Here is a 16,449-nt window from a genome sequence, read left to right on the forward strand (position 1 = left end):
GTCCGGGCGGGATCGACGCGCCCAGGTCCGGGGCGCCGGCGCGGCCGACGACGGCCCACCTGCGCGGGGGAGGGCGGACCTCCCCGTCCGTGCGCCCGTGCGCATTGATCCGGCGCACCTACCGTCGGCCCATGCGATCCTCCCGCGCACTTCCGCCCGCCGTCCTGGTGACCGCCCTCGCGCTCGTCCTCGCCGCCTGCGCCGGCGGCGAGGACGAGGACGGCTCCGAGGAATCGACGTCGACGCAGGATGACGAGACTCCCTCCGACGACGAGAACCCCTCCGACGACGAGCCCGCGGACCCCGCCGCGCTCGACGCGCACGTGGCCGCCGTCTCCGACCTCGGTGCCGAGCTCGCCGCGACCGCCGAGGACGAGTCGCTCGTGGTCTCGCCGGCCTCCGCCGCGACCATGCTGGCGATCCTAGCCGCCGGGGCGGAGGGCGAGACGCTCGCCGAGCTCGAGACCCTGCTCGGCGGTGGTTCGTCGGACGTCCTCGCCTCGATCGGCGACCTGCGGGCGGTCCGGGCGGATCTCGAGGTCGACCCGGCCGCCGGCGACCTCGACCCGTGGCCGGACTCGCCCGTGCTCCACCTCGCCGACCAGGTCGCCGTCCGCGAGGGCGTGACTCCCGGCGACGCGTGGCTGACCTCTGTCGAGGGCCTCGGCGCGGAGGTCGTCGAGGCATCGCCGGACGAGCTACCGGGGCTGCTCGACGAGTGGGTGGCCCTGCACACCGGCGGGCTCGTCGAGGAGAGTGCGATCACCCCGGACGCGAGCACGGGCCTCGTCGTCCAGGACGCCGTCCTCCTGCACGCGTCCTTCGAGCCTCGGTTCTCCGGGTCGGCCACCGAGGACCTCCCGTTCACCCTCGCCGACGGCTCGGAGGTCACGGTGCCGACGATGCGGGCGGAGCGGCCCCTGCCGTGGGCGGAGACCGAGGTCGCGACGGCGACCAGCCTCGACCTCGAGGGCGGGCTCGACGTCCAGGTCGTCCTCCCGGCCGAGGGGACCGCGCCGAGCGAGCTGACGGCCGAGGACTGGAACGCCCTCGACGACGCGCTGACCTCGGGGGACGAGGCGCTCGTCGACCTCGGTCTCCCGCGCGCCGACCTCGCCACGACGACGAACCTCATGTCCGCCCTGCCCGGACTCGGTGCCGAGTCGTTCGCCGACGGCGGCGGTGAGCTCGGCGGCATCTTCGAGGGCGCGTTCGTCGACGAGGCCGTCCAGCAGGCCACCCTCGAGGTGACGGAGCAGGGCGTGGTGGCCGCGGCGGTCAGCGAGACCGACGCCGCCGGCGCGATCCCGCCCCCGCCCGAGACCCGGGAGCTGATCGTCGACCGGCCCTACGCGCTGCGCGTCGTCGACGGCGAGACCGGGTGGGTGCTCGTCCACGCCGTCGTCGCGGACCCACGCGGCGAGGGGTAGCCCGGGGGCGCCCGGCCCGCGCCCGGCCGATCGGCGCTCCGCGCGGACCGCATCCGGTGGGACGCCGCCCCGTGACCGGAAGGTGACCCCGGACGCGTACCGTCCGGGCCATGTCGACCCGTCGCCGCGCCGTCGCGGCCGCCGCCGCCCTCCCGCTCCTCGCCCTCGCCGCCTGCGGGTCGGGAGAACCGGGGACGGACGACGACGCCGGGTCCGGCGATGCCACCGGCTCCTCGACCGCGGGTCCCCCGGGCGCGCCCTCGGACGGTGCCGCGCCGTCGGACGGACCCGCGGGCGCCGGCGGCGCCACCGATCTCTCGCCGACGGGGGAGCCCGCGGGACAGCCTGCACCCGTCGCGCTCGCCGACGCGACCGCGCTCGACGCCCACCTCGCCGCGACGGCCGCGCTCGGCGCCGACGTCGTCGCGGAGGTCCTCGCCGACCCGGACCAGGACACCCTCGTCGTCTCGCCCTCGAGCCTGGCGACCGCTCTCGCGATGGTGGGTGCAGGGAGCGACGGGGAGACCCGCTCCGAGGTCGAGGAGCTGCTCGGGTCGGACGTCGACGGCGCTCTCGAGGCGATCCAGGCGCTGCGGGCAGAGCGGGCCGACCTCGACCAGGACCCCGCCACGATCGTGCTCGACCCGCTGCCCGACCACGCGATCCTTCACACGGCCAACCAGGTGGTCCTGCGCGACGACGTCGTCCCCGAGCAGGACTGGCTCGACACGGTCTCCCACCGACTCGGCGCGGGTGTGGTCGCGACGAGCAGCCCGGACGAGATGCAGGACGTCCTCGACGAGTGGGTCCGCCTCCACACGGCCGAGCTCGTCGAGGAGAGCGGGATCGACGCCAGGGCCGACACGGTGCTCGTCCTGCAGGACGCGATGCTCGTCGCGTCGGCGTGGCTCGACCGGTTCGACGAGGCGGCCACCACCGACGACGGCTTCACGCTCGCAGGCGGCGAGGTCGTCGAGGTGCCGACGATGCACGCCGAGGCCCCGCTGACGTACGCCGAGGTCGACGGTCACCAGGCGACGAGCCTCCCGCTGCTCGACGGGCTGCGCCTCGAGGTCGTGCTGCCGGGCGAAGGGACGGCGCCGGCGGAGCTCACGGCGCAGGACTGGGCGGCGATCGCCGACGGACTGGACGGGGCGGACCAGGTGGCCCTCGACCTCGCCCTTCCGCGGGCCGACGTCGAGACGAGCTTCGGGCTGGCCCCGGTGCTCACCGAGCTCGGCGCCGTCGAGCTGTTCGGTCCGACTCCCGACCTGTCCCGCATGCTGCCCGGCGACGGCTACGTCATCGATCAGGCCGTCCAGCAGGCCCGCCTGCAGATCGGCGAGGAGGGCGTCGTCGCGGCCGCCGTCACCGAGATCGCGGTCGCGGAGTCGGGCGTTGCGCAGCCCCCCGAGCGGGCCGAGATGATCGTCGACCGCCCCTACGCGGTGCGCATCGTCGACGGCGAGACCGGCTGGGTGCTCGTCCACGGCGTCATCGGCGACCCGCGGGGTGAGGACGGGTAGGTAGCGCCGCTGCCCGGCCCGGACGGCGCCACTCCCCGCGGCTCACGCCCCGTCGGACAGCCCCCACACGCGGTCGAGGAAGGCGATCTCGGCCTCGGCGGCGCGGACGATCGCCTCGGTCGAGCGGAACCCGTGCCCCTCGCCCTCGAGCACGACGAGCTCGACGTCGCGCCCCGCCGCCCGCAGCGCGTCGGCGACCGAGGTGGCCTGGTCGAGCGGGACCACCCGGTCCTCGTCGCCCTGGAGCAGGAGCACGGCGGCGGTGATCCGGTCCACGTGCCTGATCGGTGAGCGCTCGTCGTAGGTCGCCGCCGCCTCCGGGAGAGGGCCGACGAGGCGGTCGAGATAGCGCGACTCGAAGTCGTGGGTGCCCTCGGCGAGCATCCGCAGGTCGCCGATCCCGTAGCGGGAGATGCCGGCGCTGAACACGTCGGTGAAGGCGAGCGCGGCGAGGGTCGTGTAGCCGCCGGCCGAGGCCCCGCGCACCGCCATGCGGTCCGGGTCGACGATCCCGGACTCCGCGAGGTGCCGAGCACCCGACGCCACGTCGGCGACGTCGACGACCCCCCACTGCCCGTCCAGCCGGTCGGCGTACGCGCGGCCGCGACCGGTGGACCCGCGGTGGATGACGTCGAGGACGGCGATGCCCCGCGTGGTGAGCGACTGGACCGACCCGTTCCAGGTCGCGGTCGTCGACGCCGTCGGGCCGCCGTGGTTGACGACGACCAGCGGCGGCAGCTCGCCCTCGGGCCCCGTGTACCGCTCGGAGGTGGGCGGGTAGTAGAAGCCGTGGACCTCCTCGCCGTCGTCCCCGGTCCAGGCCACCGACCGCGCATGCGCGACGTCGCCCGGCGCCAGCGGACCGGTGGCGGCGCCGGCGACGAGCTCCCACCGACCGGCGCCGACCTGGAGCTCGTACAGCGCGGGCGGCCGGTCGGCGCCCGCGAGCACGGCGAGCACGCGGCCGAAGCCGGCGGCGACCGGACCGACGGCCTCGAGGCCGGTCACCCACTCCTCGGCCTCCCCGTTGGCGAGCCGCACGGTGCCCAGGTGCCACCGGTCGTCGGTCACCCACGTGCACACGAGGTGCTCGTCGTCGAGCTCGGCGATCGTGCGGGGGCCGAGGCCCCACTGCGGCGGGGCGAACTCCGAGTCGACGGGGTGGAGGTCGCGCTTCCGGCGCTCCTCGGTCGTCGGGGCCTCGGTGCGGTAGAGGTTCTGCCAGCCGGTGGAGTCGTCGGCGTGGACGAGCTCGCCCGTCGACGTCCACACCGGCTGGGAGGCCGCGACGCCGGCGCCGCCCGCGATCCGGGCGGAGGGTCCGGGGCGTCCGTCGTCGTCGAGGAGGCTGACGAGGACCTCGCCGCCGGTCCAGGGCATCTCGGGGTGGTCCCACGCCACGTGCGCGAGCGCGTCCCCGGCGGGGGACAGGCGCGGGGAGGTGAGGAAGTCACGGCCCTCGAGCAGGACGTCGAGCACGTCCGGGTCGTCGGCGGCGGATCCGTCGAGCGGGACGGCGACGATCTGGGCGCGGTGCCGGTCGCCGTCCGCGCCGGGCGCGGACCGGACGGCGAGCACCCGGTCGCGGGCGAGGTCGAGCTCGAGGTCGCCCCACGCGGACCCGTCGTCGGGCGTGAGCGGGGTGAGGACGTGCCCGTCGACGACCCCGTGCAGGCGCGAGTCGGAGCGGTCCGAGACGACGACGACACCCCCGCCGACGGCGTACGCGAGACCTCCGTAGCCGTGCACGTCGGACGCGACGTCCGGCAGGGAGCCGTCCGGACGGGTGACGACGCGGTCGGTGACCTCGCCCTCGAGGGGGCGGTGGACGAGCGTCGTGCGACCGCCGTCGGCGGGACGCTGCTCCGTCCACCAGGCGCCCCGGTCGTCGAGGCGGGGCTCGGCCACGCGCGTGCCGGCGGTGAGCCGGTTGACGGGAACGGGCCACGGCCAGGTGCCGTGGGGGCGGACGTGCGGGACGACCTCGTCGGCGCTCATCGGTCCAGGCTACGCGCCCGGTGCCGTACGCCACACGGCGGCTGTCGACAACTCCGCCGACGGCGTACGCGAGCCCCCCGTAGCCGTGCACGTCGGACGCGCCGTCGGGCAGGGAGCCGTCCGGATGGGTGACGACGCGTCCGCCGTCACGGTGCGCCGCGCGGCGGCTGGTGCGGCGCATCACGGCGCCCGGCCGTGGCGACGCGCCTAGAGTGGTCGGGCCCGGACATCCCCGCGACCGAGAAGGAGTGCGATGAGCCTGCTGGAGTCCATCCGTGAGCCCGCGGACCTCAGGCGCCTCGACCCCGCCGAGCTCGGCGTGCTCGCGAAGGAGATCCGCGAGTTCCTCGTCGAGAACGTCTCGCGCACCGGCGGCCATCTCGGTCCCAACCTCGGCGTCGTCGAGCTGACGATCGCCCTCCACCGGGTCTTCGAGTCCCCGCGCGAGACGATCGTGTTCGACACGGGGCACCAGTCCTACGTGCACAAGATGCTCACGGGCCGGCAGGACTTCGGCGCGCTGCGCACGAGCGGCGGGCTGTCCGGCTACCCGTCGCGGGCCGAGTCGGCGCACGACGTGGTGGAGAACTCGCACGCCTCGACCGCGCTCTCGTGGGCCGAGGGCATCTCGCGCGCCCGCTACGTCTCGGGCGACGACGCTCCGGTGGTCGCGGTCATCGGGGACGGCGCGCTGACCGGCGGCATGGCCTGGGAGGCCCTCAACAACATCGCCGACGGCCCCGAGCGTCCCCTCGTGGTCGTCCTCAACGACAACGGTCGCTCCTACGCGCCGACGATCGGCGGTATGGCCCGCCACCTCGACGGGCTGCGCACCGCGCCCGGCTACGAGAAGGTGCTGGGTTGGGGACGCCGGAGCCTCCAGCGCGCCGGCATCCCCGGACGGATGACCTACGACGCCCTGCACGCGATGAAGGCCGGGGTCAAGGACGTCGTGGCGCCGAGCGCCGGCGTGTTCGGCGCACTCGGCCTCAAGTACCTCGGCCCGGTCGACGGTCACGACCTCGAGGAGGTCGAGGCGGCGCTGGCGCGGGCGAAGGAGTTCGGCGGCCCCGTCGTCGTGCACGTGCAGACCGAGAAGGGGCGCGGCTACGAGCCGGCGGAGGCGGACATCGCCGATCGCTTCCACGCGGTCGGGAAGATCCACCCCGAGACCGGCCTGCCGGTGGCACCGTCGCGGTTCGGGTACACGGCCGTGTTCGCGGACGAGATCGTGCGGATCGCCCGGGAGCGGGACGACGTCGTGGCACTGACGGCGGCCATGCTCGCGCCGGTGGGGCTCGCGCCGCTCGCCGTCGAGATGCCGGAGCGGGTCATCGACGTCGGGATCGCGGAGCAGCACGCGCTGACGTCGGCGGCGGGGATGGCCTACGCCGGCCTCCATCCGGTGGTCGCCGTGTACGCGACCTTCCTCAACCGTGCGTACGACCAGCTGCTCATGGACGCCGCGCTCCACCGCGCGGGCGTCACGATCATGCTCGACCGCGCGGGGATCACCGGCGACGACGGCGCGTCGCACAACGGGATGTGGGACCTCGCGCTGCTCGGCACGGTCCCGGGGCTCCGGCTCGCGGCGCCTCGGGACGAGGCCACGCTGCGGCACGCGCTGCGCGAGGCCGTCGAGGTCGACGACGCCCCGACCGTCGTGCGCTACCCCAAGGGCAGCGTCGCGGACCCGATCCCCGCGTTGTCCGTCGTGGACGGCCTCGACGTGCTCGCCGAGGCCGGCGACTGCCCGCCGGACGTGCTCGTCGTCGGCGTCGGCTCGATGGCGGGGACGGCGGTCGAGGTGGCCGCGGCGCTCGACGCGCAGGGCATCGGCTCCCGCGTCGTCGACCCGCGCTGGGTGCTGCCGGTGCCGGACGCGCTCGTGGCCGCCGCCGCCGAGGTGTCGCTCGTCGTGACGATCGAGGACGGGCTCGCCGACGGTGGGGTCGGCTCCGCGCTGCGCGACGCCCTCGCCCGCGCGGACGTCTCCACCCCGGTGCGCAGCCACGGCCTGGCGCCCCGGTTCCTCGACCACGCGTCCCGCGCGGAGATCGTCGCCGCCGCCGGGCTGCGCGCCCAGGACGTCGCGCGCTCCGTGGCCGAGCACGTGGCGGCCGGGCGCGGCGGGGTCGACGCCCGCGAGGCCGGCGCCCACGAGTCGGAGGCGCGGGAGGCCGACGCGACCCGGGCCGGGGCACGCGAGTCCGGTGCCCCGGGCGACACGCGAGGCACGACGACACCCTGAGGGAGGCGGCGCGCCCGGTGAGGACCCGCCGCGCGCGGCATCGCCGACCGGATGCGGGGAAGGCCCGCCGGGCCCGACGGCCGAGCAGCTCGGGCGCGCGGGCTACCGCAGCTCGCCCGCGCTGCGCAGGTACGGCGTGAGCCCGCCGCGGTGCCGCGGGAAGCCCGCGCCGAGGATCATCGCCAGGTTGACGTCGTCCTCCGAGGCGACGACGCCGTCCGCGAGCAGGAGGCGGGTCTCCTCGCCGAGAGCCGCGACCACGCGGTCGAGCACCCCGGACTCCGTGACGGCGGCCGGGTCGCCGTCGTCGTCCCCGTCCGGCGCGTCGGTGCCGTCCTGGCCGAACCGGGCGGCGAGGTCGTCGGCCAGGCGGCCGTCGGGCGTCATCGCCCGCGCGCCGTCCGTGACCAGGGACCGCAGGCCGGGCGAGGCCGGGTAGCGGTCGCCGAGCCCCTCCCGCAGCGCCCCGATGGCGTGCTCGGCGACGGCGGCGCCGACGAGGTCGAGCAGGGCGAACGGCCGCATCGGCAGGCCCATCGGGTCCAGGGCCCGGTCGGCGACGGCCGGCGGGGTCCCGTCCTCGACCGCGCCGAGCAGCTCCGCGAGGAGCCGGAGGAGGAGCCGGTTGACCACGAACCCGGGCGCGTCGACGACGTCGACGGCGATCTTCCCGGCCGCCGCGGCGACCGCGCGCCCGGTCGCGTGCGTGACGTCGTCCGTCGCGGCGGTCCGCACCACCTCGACGAGCGGCATCCGGCCGACCGGGTTGAAGAAGTGCAGCCCGACGAGCCGCTCCGGGTGGTCGAGACCGGCGCCCATCTCCGTGACCGAGAGGGCGGAGGTGTTCGTCGCGAGCACGGCGTCGGCGGCGACGACGCCCTCGAGCTCGGCGAGGACGGCCTTCTTCACGTCGAGCCGCTCGGTGACGGCCTCGATGACGAGGTCGCAGCCGGCGAGGTCGCCGAGATCGGTGGTGGCGGAGACGAGGCCACGGACGGCGGCCGCGTCCTCGGCCGTGGCGCGGCCCGCCTCGACCTCCTTCGCCAGCGCGGCGTCGACGGCGGCGAGGCCGGCAGCGCACCGCTCGTCGTCGAGATCGCGCATGACGACCGGGACCTGCAGGCGCGAGGCGAGCAGGAGCGCGAGCTGGGCGGCCATGAGCCCCGCGCCGGCGAGGCCCGCGGAACGGATCCGGTGGACGTCGTCGCCGCCCGAGCGCGCGGCCCGTGCCTCGGACCGAGCCGTCGACCGGGCCTTGCGCAGCAGCCTGGCCGCGTACATCGAGGACCGGCCGGCCTCGCCCGTGGCGAGCTCGACGAGCGCCGCCTGCTCGGCGGCGAACGAGTCGGCGACGGAGGCGGTCACCGAGTCCTGGATGAGCTCCCAGGCCCGCTGGGGCGCGGGGTTGCCGGTGGAGGCCGCACGGGCGACGGCGGAGCGGCGGCGTCCCAGCGCCTCGGTGGTGCGCGAGAGGTCGGCGTCCGGACGACCGCCGGCGGGGGCCGCGGTCACGCGCCCGGAGGCGATCTCGGCGGCGAGGAGGTCGAGGGCGGCGGCGAGACCGAGGTCGTCGCCCGGTTCGACGACCGCGTCGACGAGGCCGGCCTCGAGCGCGCCCGCCGCGTCGAGCGTGCGGTCCTTCGCCGGCAGGTCGAGGATGACGCGCGCCGCGGTCTCGGGGCCGAGCAGGCGGGGGAGGAGCGTGCAGCCGCCCCAGCCCGGCACGATGCCGAGCGACGTCTCGGGCAGCCCGATCGCCCGGACCGCGCTCGAGGCGACCCGGTAGCCGCAGGCCAGCGCGATCTCGTAGCCGCCGCCCAGGGTGACCCCGGTGAGGTGGGCCATCGAGGGCACCGACAGGTCCCGGATCGTGTGCGCCAGCACGTGGCCCGCGGCGGCGATCGGGGTGAGCGTCTCGGGGCTGCCGGCTGACTCGAGCAGGTCGAGATCGGCGCCCGCCACGAAGCTGCGGTCGGTCCCGGTGAGGACGACCGCCTGCACGGTGCCGGCGCGGCCGTCCGCATCGACCTCGCGGACGGCCTCGGTGAGGCGGGCGAGCCCGAGGTCACCGATCGTGGCCGGGCGGGAGGGGTCGGCGGCGGCGATCGAGAGGACGGCGACGGTGCCGAGCTCGTGGCTCAGGTCGCTGCGGGTGACGGTGAGCGCGCGCTCGGCCGACTCGGTGTGCTGCACGTGGACCTCCGCTGGAAGAAGTAGGTGGGACGCACGGTACCGGGTTGTTCGGCCGGTGCGACAGCGGGGTGGTTCGGGCCAGGACGGGGCCGGTCCCGTGGCGGGTCCCGGCCGAGGACCGCCCGGGTTCGGGTCGTGCCCGGGCCTGCGGCGGCTCTCGGCCCGCGGCTGTCCTCAGCCCGTCGCGGCCTCGGCGAGCGCGGCGGCCACGACGGGTCCCGCCTGCTCGACCTGCCAGGGGCGGGCGCCGTGCGAGAGCAGGACGTCGTCGAGGTCCGCGGGGGCCGCGCCGTCCCAGGCCACGCGACGCTGGACGGCGGGCGCGAGGAGGTTCTCCTGGGGGATCCCGATCTCGTCGGCCCGGGCACGCAGCGCGGTGCGGACGGCGTCGAGCCGGGTCGCGGCGTCCGGGCGGGCGTCGCCCCAGGACCGCGGCTGCGGCAGGGCGTCCGGGTCGCGGGGAGGACGGCGGGCGGGCAGGGCGTCGTCGGGGACGGAGAGCCCCTCCTCGACGGCGGACCACCAGTAGTCGGCGCGTCGTCGGGTGCCCTTGCCGGAGAACTCCTGCAGCGAGGTGAGCGCGTGCCGGCTCTCCGGCAGCTCCCGGGCGGCCGCGACGACGGCGGCGGCCGGCAGCACGCGGCCCGGAGCCCGGTCGAGCTCCTGGGCGAGTCGTTCGCGGGCCTCCCACACGGCGCGGGCCACGGCGAGGCCGCGGGGGCGCCGGACCTCCTGCAGGCCCGAGGTCCGCCGCCACGGGTCGACCTTGGCCGGCGGGGGCGGAGCGGTGCGCTCGTGCTCGAACTCCTGCAGCGCCCACGCGAGGCGGCCCGTGCGGGCGAGGGCGACGAGCTGGGCCTCGCGCGCGGCGGCGAGCAGCTCGACGTCGAGGGCGGCGTACCGGCGCCAGTCCTCGGGCACCGGGCGGGTCGACCAGTCGGCGGCGGAGTGCTCCTTGGCGAGCGCGTACCCCAGCTCGTCGGCGACGACGGCGGCGAGCCCCACCCGGGCCCGCCCCAGGAGGCGCGCGGCGATCTCGGTGTCGAAGAGCGAGGCCGGGGTCAGGCCGAGGTCGCGCAGGCACGGCAGGTCCTGGTCCGCGGCGTGCAGGACCCACTCGAGCGGGTTGACCACCTCGGCCAGCGCGCCGAGGTCGGGCAGCGCGATCGGGTCGACGAGGTGGATCGCGCCGTCGGACCGGCGCAGCTGGACGAGGAACGCCCGCTGCCCGTAGCGAAAGCCGGAGGCCCGCTCCGCGTCGACCGCGACGACCCCGTCCTGCGCGGCGAGCTCCGCGACGGCGCGCTCGAGGGCCTCGGGGGTGTCGATGACCGGGGGGACGCCGCCGGAGGGTTCGGTCAGCGGCTCGGGCGGGGGTGGCGCGTCCGCGCGGTCGTCCGACGCGTCGTTCGACGTCGGGCCGGTCGAGGTCGGACCGCTCGTCGTCGTCCCGTTCCCCGACGGACCCCTCGTCGTCGGGACAGTGCCCTTCTGGTCGGCGCTCATCGGCGCCTGGCCAGGGAGGTGACGACGGCGGGGACCGGCTCGAGCCCCGCGACGGTGCAGGCGAGCTCCGCCCAGGCCGCGAGGTGCGGGCCGAGCTCGGGGGTGTGGGGGGTCCAGGACGCGCGGACCTCGACCTCGACGTCTCCGCCCGCGAGCTCGAGCCCGCCGAAGGTCTCGGACAGGACGCGGGTGACGGTGCCGGAGAGCTGGCTGAAGCCGGCGCCTTGGGAGACGAGCGACTCGCACAGCCACGACCAGGCGACCTCGCCGAGCAGCGCGTCGGCGCCCATCTCCTCCTCGAGCCGGGCCCGGGCGAGCACGACGACGCGGAAGGTGCCCTGCCACGCCTCCTGCCCGGCGGGGTCGTGGAGGACGACGAACCGGCCGTGTCCGAGGAAGGCATCGGGGTCGAGGTCGCCGGGCGAGGACGTGATCTCGGCGGTGAGCGCGGCGGTGAACGGGGCGAGGCGCGCGGGCGCGGGCACCTCCTCGAGGTGCACCTCCCGGCGGAGCCTCGGCTCACGCAGCGAGAGCAGCGCCCGCTCGAAGTCCGCGGGGATCTCCCCGCCCTGGCTGCTCACCCGGACAGGCTAGGCGGCCGCGCGCCGCGTGGTCGGCGGCGCGCCGGTCGTGGCACAGTTCCTTCGGTGCGCCACGCAGACCTTCGTCCCGTCGTCCTCGGGTCCGACCTCGGCACCTACTCGGTCGCCCGTTCCTTCCACGAGGCGTTCGGCGTCCGGTCGACGATCGTGCTCAACCAGCCCCGCGGTCCCGTCGACCACAGCGCGATCCTCGAGCAGCTCTACCTCGGGAAGGGCGGCACGCTCGACACCGACCTCGTCCTCGACCGGCTGATCGAGCACGCGGCCGCCCACCCGGAGCGCCGGCACGTGCTCATGCCGACGATGGACCAGGACGTCGACCTGATGCTCACCCACCGCGAGCGCCTCGAGGAGCACTACCTCGTCGGGCTCGCGCCGGCCGAGCTCGTGCGGGCCGCGTCCGACAAGGCGAACCTCGAGCGGGTCGCCGCCTCCGCGGCCGTGGCCACCCCGCGGGGGGTCGAGGTCCCGATCCCCGGCGACGACGACGAGTGGCGCCGTGCGCTGGCCGAGGTCCCGCTGCCGGCCATCCTCAAGCCGGCCGACGGCGGGACCACCTACGCCAACCTCTTCTTCGAGGGACGGAAGAAGGCGTACCCGGTGGCCGACCACGAGGAGTCGCTCGAGGTCCTCCAGCTCGTGCGCTCCGCCGGGTTCACCGGGACCTTCCTCGCGCAGGAGCTGATCCCGGGCGACGACACGACGACCTGGGTCGTCAACGGTTACGTCGACCAGGCGGGACGGATGACGATGGCGGCGACCGGGCAGGTGCTCCTCGGACTGCACCAGCCGGGGTTCATCGGCAACGCCGGGATCATCTACGTCCGTGAGCACCCCGAGCTGCTCGAGGACGCGCGGCGGGTGGTCGGGGAGCTCGGGCTGACCGGCCTGTTCAGCATCGACGTCAAGATCGACCCGCGGGACGGGCGGCGGGTGCTGCTCGACGTCAACCCCCGCGCGGGCCGCGGCGGGTACTTCGTCGACGTGGGCGGGCTCAACCTCATGGCCGCGCTCGTCGCCGACCGGGTCGAGGGGCGCGCGCTCCCGGAGCGGGTCGCCGAGCGACGGGGCGTCATGGGCTTCGTCCCGTCGGTGGTGCTCCCGCGGTACGTCCGCGACCGGGCGCTCCTGCGGGAGGTGCTGGGGGTCATCGCCCGGCGCGGTGTCGTCAACCCGCTGCTCTATCGCAAGGACCGCAACCTGCGCCGGGCGCTCTACGCGCGGCAGGCCGGGATCAACCAGCTGCGCGCGCTGGCGGCCCACTACCCGCGCCCGACCGACACCGGGTTCTAGGACAGCCCGGTCAGCGGCGACGGACGCGAGCGAGACCTCGGCGTGCCTTCTGCTTGAGGTCCCTCCCCGTGACGAGGGCGCGGTACACGGCGGTGCGCACGGGCAGGTCGCGCGCGGCGGCGGCGGGGACGACGTCGGGGTGGAACTTCGTCTTGAACAGCGTGAGCCCGGCGAGCGAGTCGAACTCCTCGGAGCCCACGCCGCCGAGGTCGTAGGAGGTCACGCCCTCGGCCTGGAGGCGCTGCATGATCTCCCACTGGAGCAGGTCCGGTGCGCCCGAGTGGCGGGCCGCCTCGCCGGAGGCGCCGATCGAGTAGGTCGCGTGCGAGCCGATGACGTTGACCTGGGCCCACGCGACCGGGACCCCGGCCTCGCGCACGACGAACATGCGCATGATCTCGGGTCCGACGAGCCGCATCATCTCGAAGTACCGGTCGGCCGGGTGCACGCCGAACGCCGCGCGCTCCCCGGTCTCCTCGAACAGGGCGTACAGCTCGTCGAACGCGGCGCGGTCGAGGCCGGTGTCCTCGGTGACGGTCAGCCCTTCCTCGCGCTCGGCCTTGCGGACGTCGCGCCGACCGCGCTTCTTCATCCGGGACATGACGTCCTCGGGCGTGCCGGTCAGGTCGACGACCACCGTCGAGTCGAACGTGATGCCCTGCATGACGGGGACGAGGTCCATGTCGTCGTACCGGGCGTGGAGGCGGACGAACGCGATCCCGGGGTCCACCCGGCGCAGCGACGCCGCGAGCTGGTCGCGCAGCGCGCGCTCCCGCTCCGGGGTGGGCTCGGCGAGCCACACGGGTCCGAACTTGGCCCAGAGCCACGAGACACCGGCGCCGACGGCGACCTTGCTGAAGGAGACGACGGCGACGGCGTCGCGCCCCTCCCAGGCCACGAGGCGTCCCCACGGGGCGCGCCCGGGCACGGTCGCGTCGTACGCGTCCCACTCGACGGTCTGCTCCACCGGCATCGCGGCGTCGGCGGTGAGCTGCCGGTACTCGACGTCGTCGCTGGGGCGAAGCTGAAGCGTCACGTGACCTCCGGTGGGTGGGTGCCCGCGGGGCTGCGGGCACGGGACAGGCTATCGCCGACGCGTATGGTGTGACCCGTCCGGCGCCCGTGAGCCGCCCACCGCCCCTGACGCACCCGGAGGTGCCGTGTCCCGCTCGCAGATCGTCCCGCTCACGCCAGGAGCGCTCGAGGACGCCGTCGCCGGTGTCGGCGGTGAGCTGCCGGTCGAGCAGTCGGAGGCGTGGGACGCCTACGACGAGGCGATGCCGGGCCGCGAGCCCGCGGGGCGCCTCGCGTGGCTCCTCGACGGCGAGCCGCAGGCGGTCCTCGCCCTCACGCGACTGCGCGGGCGCGGGTTCACCTACCTGTGGGCGAAGCACGGGCCGATCTGGCTCACGCCCGACACGCCCGAGGCGGAGCGGGCGTTCCGCCGGGCGCTCACCCGCTCGCTTCGCGCCGCGGAGCCGCGCGCGGCGTTCGTCCGCCTGCACGCGCGGCACCGCGCCGACGACCTGCACGAGCTGCTCCAGTCCGTGACCTTCGACCGGACCGTCGTCCTCGACCTCGCCGGCACCGCCGACGCCGACACGCTGCTCGCCTCGATGAAGAAGCGCGGCCGCCGCGACGTCCGGAAGGCCGGGCGCAACGAGGACCTCGTGCCCGGCGAGGAGACCGGGATCGACGCCGACGGCTTCGCCGAGCTCTACGCGCTCCTGGAGGAGACCGCCGAGCGCGACGAGTTCGGGATCGCCGCGGCGAGCCAGTACACGACCATGCTCGACTCGCTCGGGCCCGAGCACGGCCGGCTGTTCGTCGTGCGCGACCGGGAGGGGCGGCCCCTGTGCTGGGGCATCGTCACGGTCGGCGAGGGGCTGGCCACCTACTACTACGCGGCGTCGAGCCACGCGGGCCGCCGGGCGGGGGCGCCCGACCTGCTCGTCTGGCACATGGCCGCCACGCTCCAGGCCGAGGGCGTGCGGACCTTCGACCTCATGGGCATCGACTCCGACCGCGCGCCCCGCCTGACGGGTGTGCGCGACTTCAAGACCAAGTTCTCGAACGAGGTCACCGAGGTCCCCGGGGCGTGGGACGTCCCGCTGCGCCCCGTGCTCTACCGGACACTGACCGCGGCCCTGGCCGGCAAGCGCCGGGCGGTCGCTGCCGTGGGTGCCGCGCGTGCCCGGGTCTCGGGCGGAGCCTCGGAGGAGAAGGCGGACGAGCAGCCGGGGGAGTAGCGCGCCGGTCCTCAGCAGCGCCGCGACCGGGTGCGCGCACTCCTGGACGCGTCAACGCCTGGACGACACCCGTCCGTCGTGACGTGGATCTCGAGATCCGCACGCCCTTCGCCTATTCCAACCCTTCGGTCTTGCGTAATTGTCGATTAGGGTCGCCTTACCTCACTTGGTGGGGACCGCTTCGCTGAACGATGGAGACCTCATGACCACCCTGCGCCGCACCCTGATCGGCGGGACCGCCGCGTTCGCCCTGCTCGCGACCGCCGCCTGCTCGTCCTCCGACGACGAGACGAGCGAGTCCGCCGACGGCGACGCCACGACCGAGTCGGCCCCGGAGGAGGGCGGCGACGACGCGGAGTCCGAGGCCGGGTCCGACGACGCCGCCGGCTCCGACGAGTCGGGTTCCGCCGACTCCGGCTCGGACTCCGACTCCGACGACTCCGCCGCGGGCGGCGCCATCGAGTTCGAGGACAACAACGGCACGCACACCCTCGACGCCGCTCCCGAGTCGATCGTCGTCACGGACAACCGCAGCTTCGAGACGCTGGCCGACTGGGGCATCGAGCCCACCGCCGCCGCGGTCTCCCTCATGCCCGACACGGTGTCGTTCCCCAACCAGGACGACATCGTCGACCTCGGCAGCCACCGCGAGCCCGACCTCGAGTCCGTCGTCGTCGCCGACCCGGACATCATCATCAACGGCCAGCGGTTCACGCAGTACGCCGCGGACTTCGCCGAGCTCGCGCCCGATGCCCTCGTCACCGACCTCGACCCGCGGGACGGTGAGCCGTTCGACGAGGAGCTGATCCGCCAGGTCACCCAGCTCGGGGAGATCTTCGGACACCAGGACGAGGCCGCCACGCTCGTCGAGGAGTTCGAGGCCGCCGTCGAGCGCGTGACGGCGGCGTACGACCCGGAGCAGACGGTCATGGCCGTCAACACCTCCGGCGGCAACATCGGCTACCTCGCCCCGACGGTCGGCCGCACCCTCGGCCCGGTCTTCGACTTCGCGGGACTGACGCCGGCCCTCGAGATCGACGACGCGTCCGACGACCACCAGGGCGACGACATCTCGGTCGAGGCCATCGCCGACTCGAACCCCGACTGGATCCTCGTCATGGACCGCGACGCCGCCGTCGGCGCCGACGAGGAGGGCTACACCCCGGCCCAGGAGATGCTCACGAGCTCCGAGGCCCTCGCCGGCGTCACGGCCGTCGAGGAGGAGCAGATCGTCTACATGCCCGAGGACACCTACACGAACGAGGGCATCCAGACGTACACCGAGTTCCTCAACGACTTCGCGGACGCGCTCGAGGGCGCGGCCTGATCCCGCGTTGACCACCCCCGATGATCCCGCCGCGGTGGGAAGGGCCGTTCGACCGACCCACCACGGAACCGCGC

Annotated in this window: 11 protein-coding genes; 6 read left to right on the forward strand and 5 right to left on the reverse strand. The window is 75.3% G+C overall.

Annotated elements, in window-relative coordinates; translation table 11 throughout:
• Nucleotides 1–131 precede the first annotated feature (131 nt).
• Entirely contained in the window at nucleotides 132–1,430 is a 1,299-nt protein-coding gene (locus tag ACPYO6_RS02780) for a serpin family protein (protein WP_425713368.1), read from the forward strand.
• A 110-nt stretch (nucleotides 1,431–1,540) separates the two neighbouring features.
• Entirely contained in the window at nucleotides 1,541–2,956 is a 1,416-nt protein-coding gene (locus ACPYO6_RS02785; protein ID WP_425713369.1) for a serpin family protein, read from the forward strand.
• A gap of 42 nt (nucleotides 2,957–2,998) precedes the next feature.
• On the opposite strand, the gene ACPYO6_RS02790 is transcribed toward ACPYO6_RS02785, so the two are convergent.
• Entirely contained in the window at nucleotides 2,999–4,954 is a 1,956-nt protein-coding gene (locus tag ACPYO6_RS02790; RefSeq protein ID WP_425713370.1) for an alpha/beta hydrolase family protein, read from the reverse strand.
• 253 nt (nucleotides 4,955–5,207) lie between these two features.
• Between ACPYO6_RS02790 and dxs the strand changes: the two genes are divergently transcribed.
• Nucleotides 5,208–7,205 (forward strand): 1-deoxy-D-xylulose-5-phosphate synthase, encoded by a 1,998-nt coding sequence (dxs, locus tag ACPYO6_RS02795; RefSeq protein ID WP_425713371.1) that lies wholly within the window; start codon nucleotides 5,208–5,210, stop codon nucleotides 7,203–7,205.
• A 102-nt stretch (nucleotides 7,206–7,307) separates the two neighbouring features.
• Here dxs and ACPYO6_RS02800 read toward each other — a convergent pair whose 3' ends face one another.
• The 3 genes from ACPYO6_RS02800 to ACPYO6_RS02810 all read right to left on the reverse strand — a co-directional run bounded on the left by ACPYO6_RS02800 (nucleotide 7,308) and on the right by ACPYO6_RS02810 (nucleotide 11,485).
• Nucleotides 7,308–9,398, reverse strand: a complete 2,091-nt coding sequence (locus ACPYO6_RS02800; RefSeq protein WP_425713372.1) for a 3-hydroxyacyl-CoA dehydrogenase NAD-binding domain-containing protein — start codon at nucleotides 9,396–9,398, stop codon at nucleotides 7,308–7,310.
• 174 nt (nucleotides 9,399–9,572) lie between these two features.
• On the reverse strand, nucleotides 9,573–10,904 hold the full coding sequence (locus tag ACPYO6_RS02805; RefSeq protein WP_425713373.1) for a ribonuclease D: 1,332 nt from the start codon (nucleotides 10,902–10,904) through the stop codon (nucleotides 9,573–9,575).
• Nucleotides 10,901–11,485 carry a DUF3000 domain-containing protein gene (locus ACPYO6_RS02810; RefSeq protein ID WP_425713374.1) on the reverse strand — a complete coding sequence of 195 codons (585 nt, stop codon included), beginning with the start codon at nucleotides 11,483–11,485 and terminating at the stop codon, nucleotides 10,901–10,903. Before ACPYO6_RS02810 ends, ACPYO6_RS02805 begins: the two co-directional genes overlap by 4 nt.
• Nucleotides 11,486–11,551: 66 nt before the next feature.
• Here ACPYO6_RS02810 and ACPYO6_RS02815 point away from each other — a divergent pair, with 66 nt between their 5' ends.
• A complete protein-coding gene (locus tag ACPYO6_RS02815; protein WP_425713375.1) occupies nucleotides 11,552–12,799 on the forward strand; it encodes an ATP-grasp domain-containing protein in 1,248 nt (415 codons plus the stop codon).
• Nucleotides 12,800–12,809: 10 nt separating this feature from the next.
• On the opposite strand, the gene ACPYO6_RS02820 is transcribed toward ACPYO6_RS02815, so the two are convergent.
• Nucleotides 12,810–13,835: a lipid II:glycine glycyltransferase FemX gene (locus ACPYO6_RS02820; RefSeq protein ID WP_425713376.1), complete on the reverse strand. Its 1,026-nt coding sequence runs from the start codon at nucleotides 13,833–13,835 to the stop codon at nucleotides 12,810–12,812.
• Nucleotides 13,836–13,959: 124 nt separating this feature from the next.
• Here ACPYO6_RS02820 and ACPYO6_RS02825 point away from each other — a divergent pair, with 124 nt between their 5' ends.
• The gene (locus ACPYO6_RS02825) at nucleotides 13,960–15,048 is read left to right on the forward strand and encodes a lipid II:glycine glycyltransferase FemX (RefSeq protein WP_425713377.1); all 1,089 of its coding nucleotides are present in this window, start codon (nucleotides 13,960–13,962) and stop codon (nucleotides 15,046–15,048) included.
• A gap of 202 nt (nucleotides 15,049–15,250) precedes the next feature.
• On the forward strand, nucleotides 15,251–16,375 hold the full coding sequence (locus tag ACPYO6_RS02830; protein WP_425713378.1) for a siderophore ABC transporter substrate-binding protein: 1,125 nt from the start codon (nucleotides 15,251–15,253) through the stop codon (nucleotides 16,373–16,375).
• The last annotated feature ends 74 nt before the right edge of the window (nucleotides 16,376–16,449 follow it).

It is taken from the genome of Georgenia sp. Z1344, assembly GCF_049856295.1.
Taxonomy (GTDB): domain Bacteria; phylum Actinomycetota; class Actinomycetes; order Actinomycetales; family Actinomycetaceae; genus JB111.

Coding starts and splice junctions, on each gene's coding strand:
- ACPYO6_RS02780 (WP_425713368.1), top strand. CDS start 132: ATGCGATCCTCCCGCGCACTTCCGCCCGCCGTCCTGGTGACCGCCCTC.
- ACPYO6_RS02805 (WP_425713373.1), bottom strand. CDS start 10,904: ATGAGCGCCGACCAGAAGGGCACTGTCCCGACGACGAGGGGTCCGTCG.
- ACPYO6_RS02790 (WP_425713370.1), bottom strand. CDS start 4,954: ATGAGCGCCGACGAGGTCGTCCCGCACGTCCGCCCCCACGGCACCTGG.
- ACPYO6_RS02830 (WP_425713378.1), top strand. CDS start 15,251: ATGACCACCCTGCGCCGCACCCTGATCGGCGGGACCGCCGCGTTCGCC.
- ACPYO6_RS02785 (WP_425713369.1), top strand. CDS start 1,541: ATGTCGACCCGTCGCCGCGCCGTCGCGGCCGCCGCCGCCCTCCCGCTC.
- dxs (WP_425713371.1), top strand. CDS start 5,208: ATGAGCCTGCTGGAGTCCATCCGTGAGCCCGCGGACCTCAGGCGCCTC.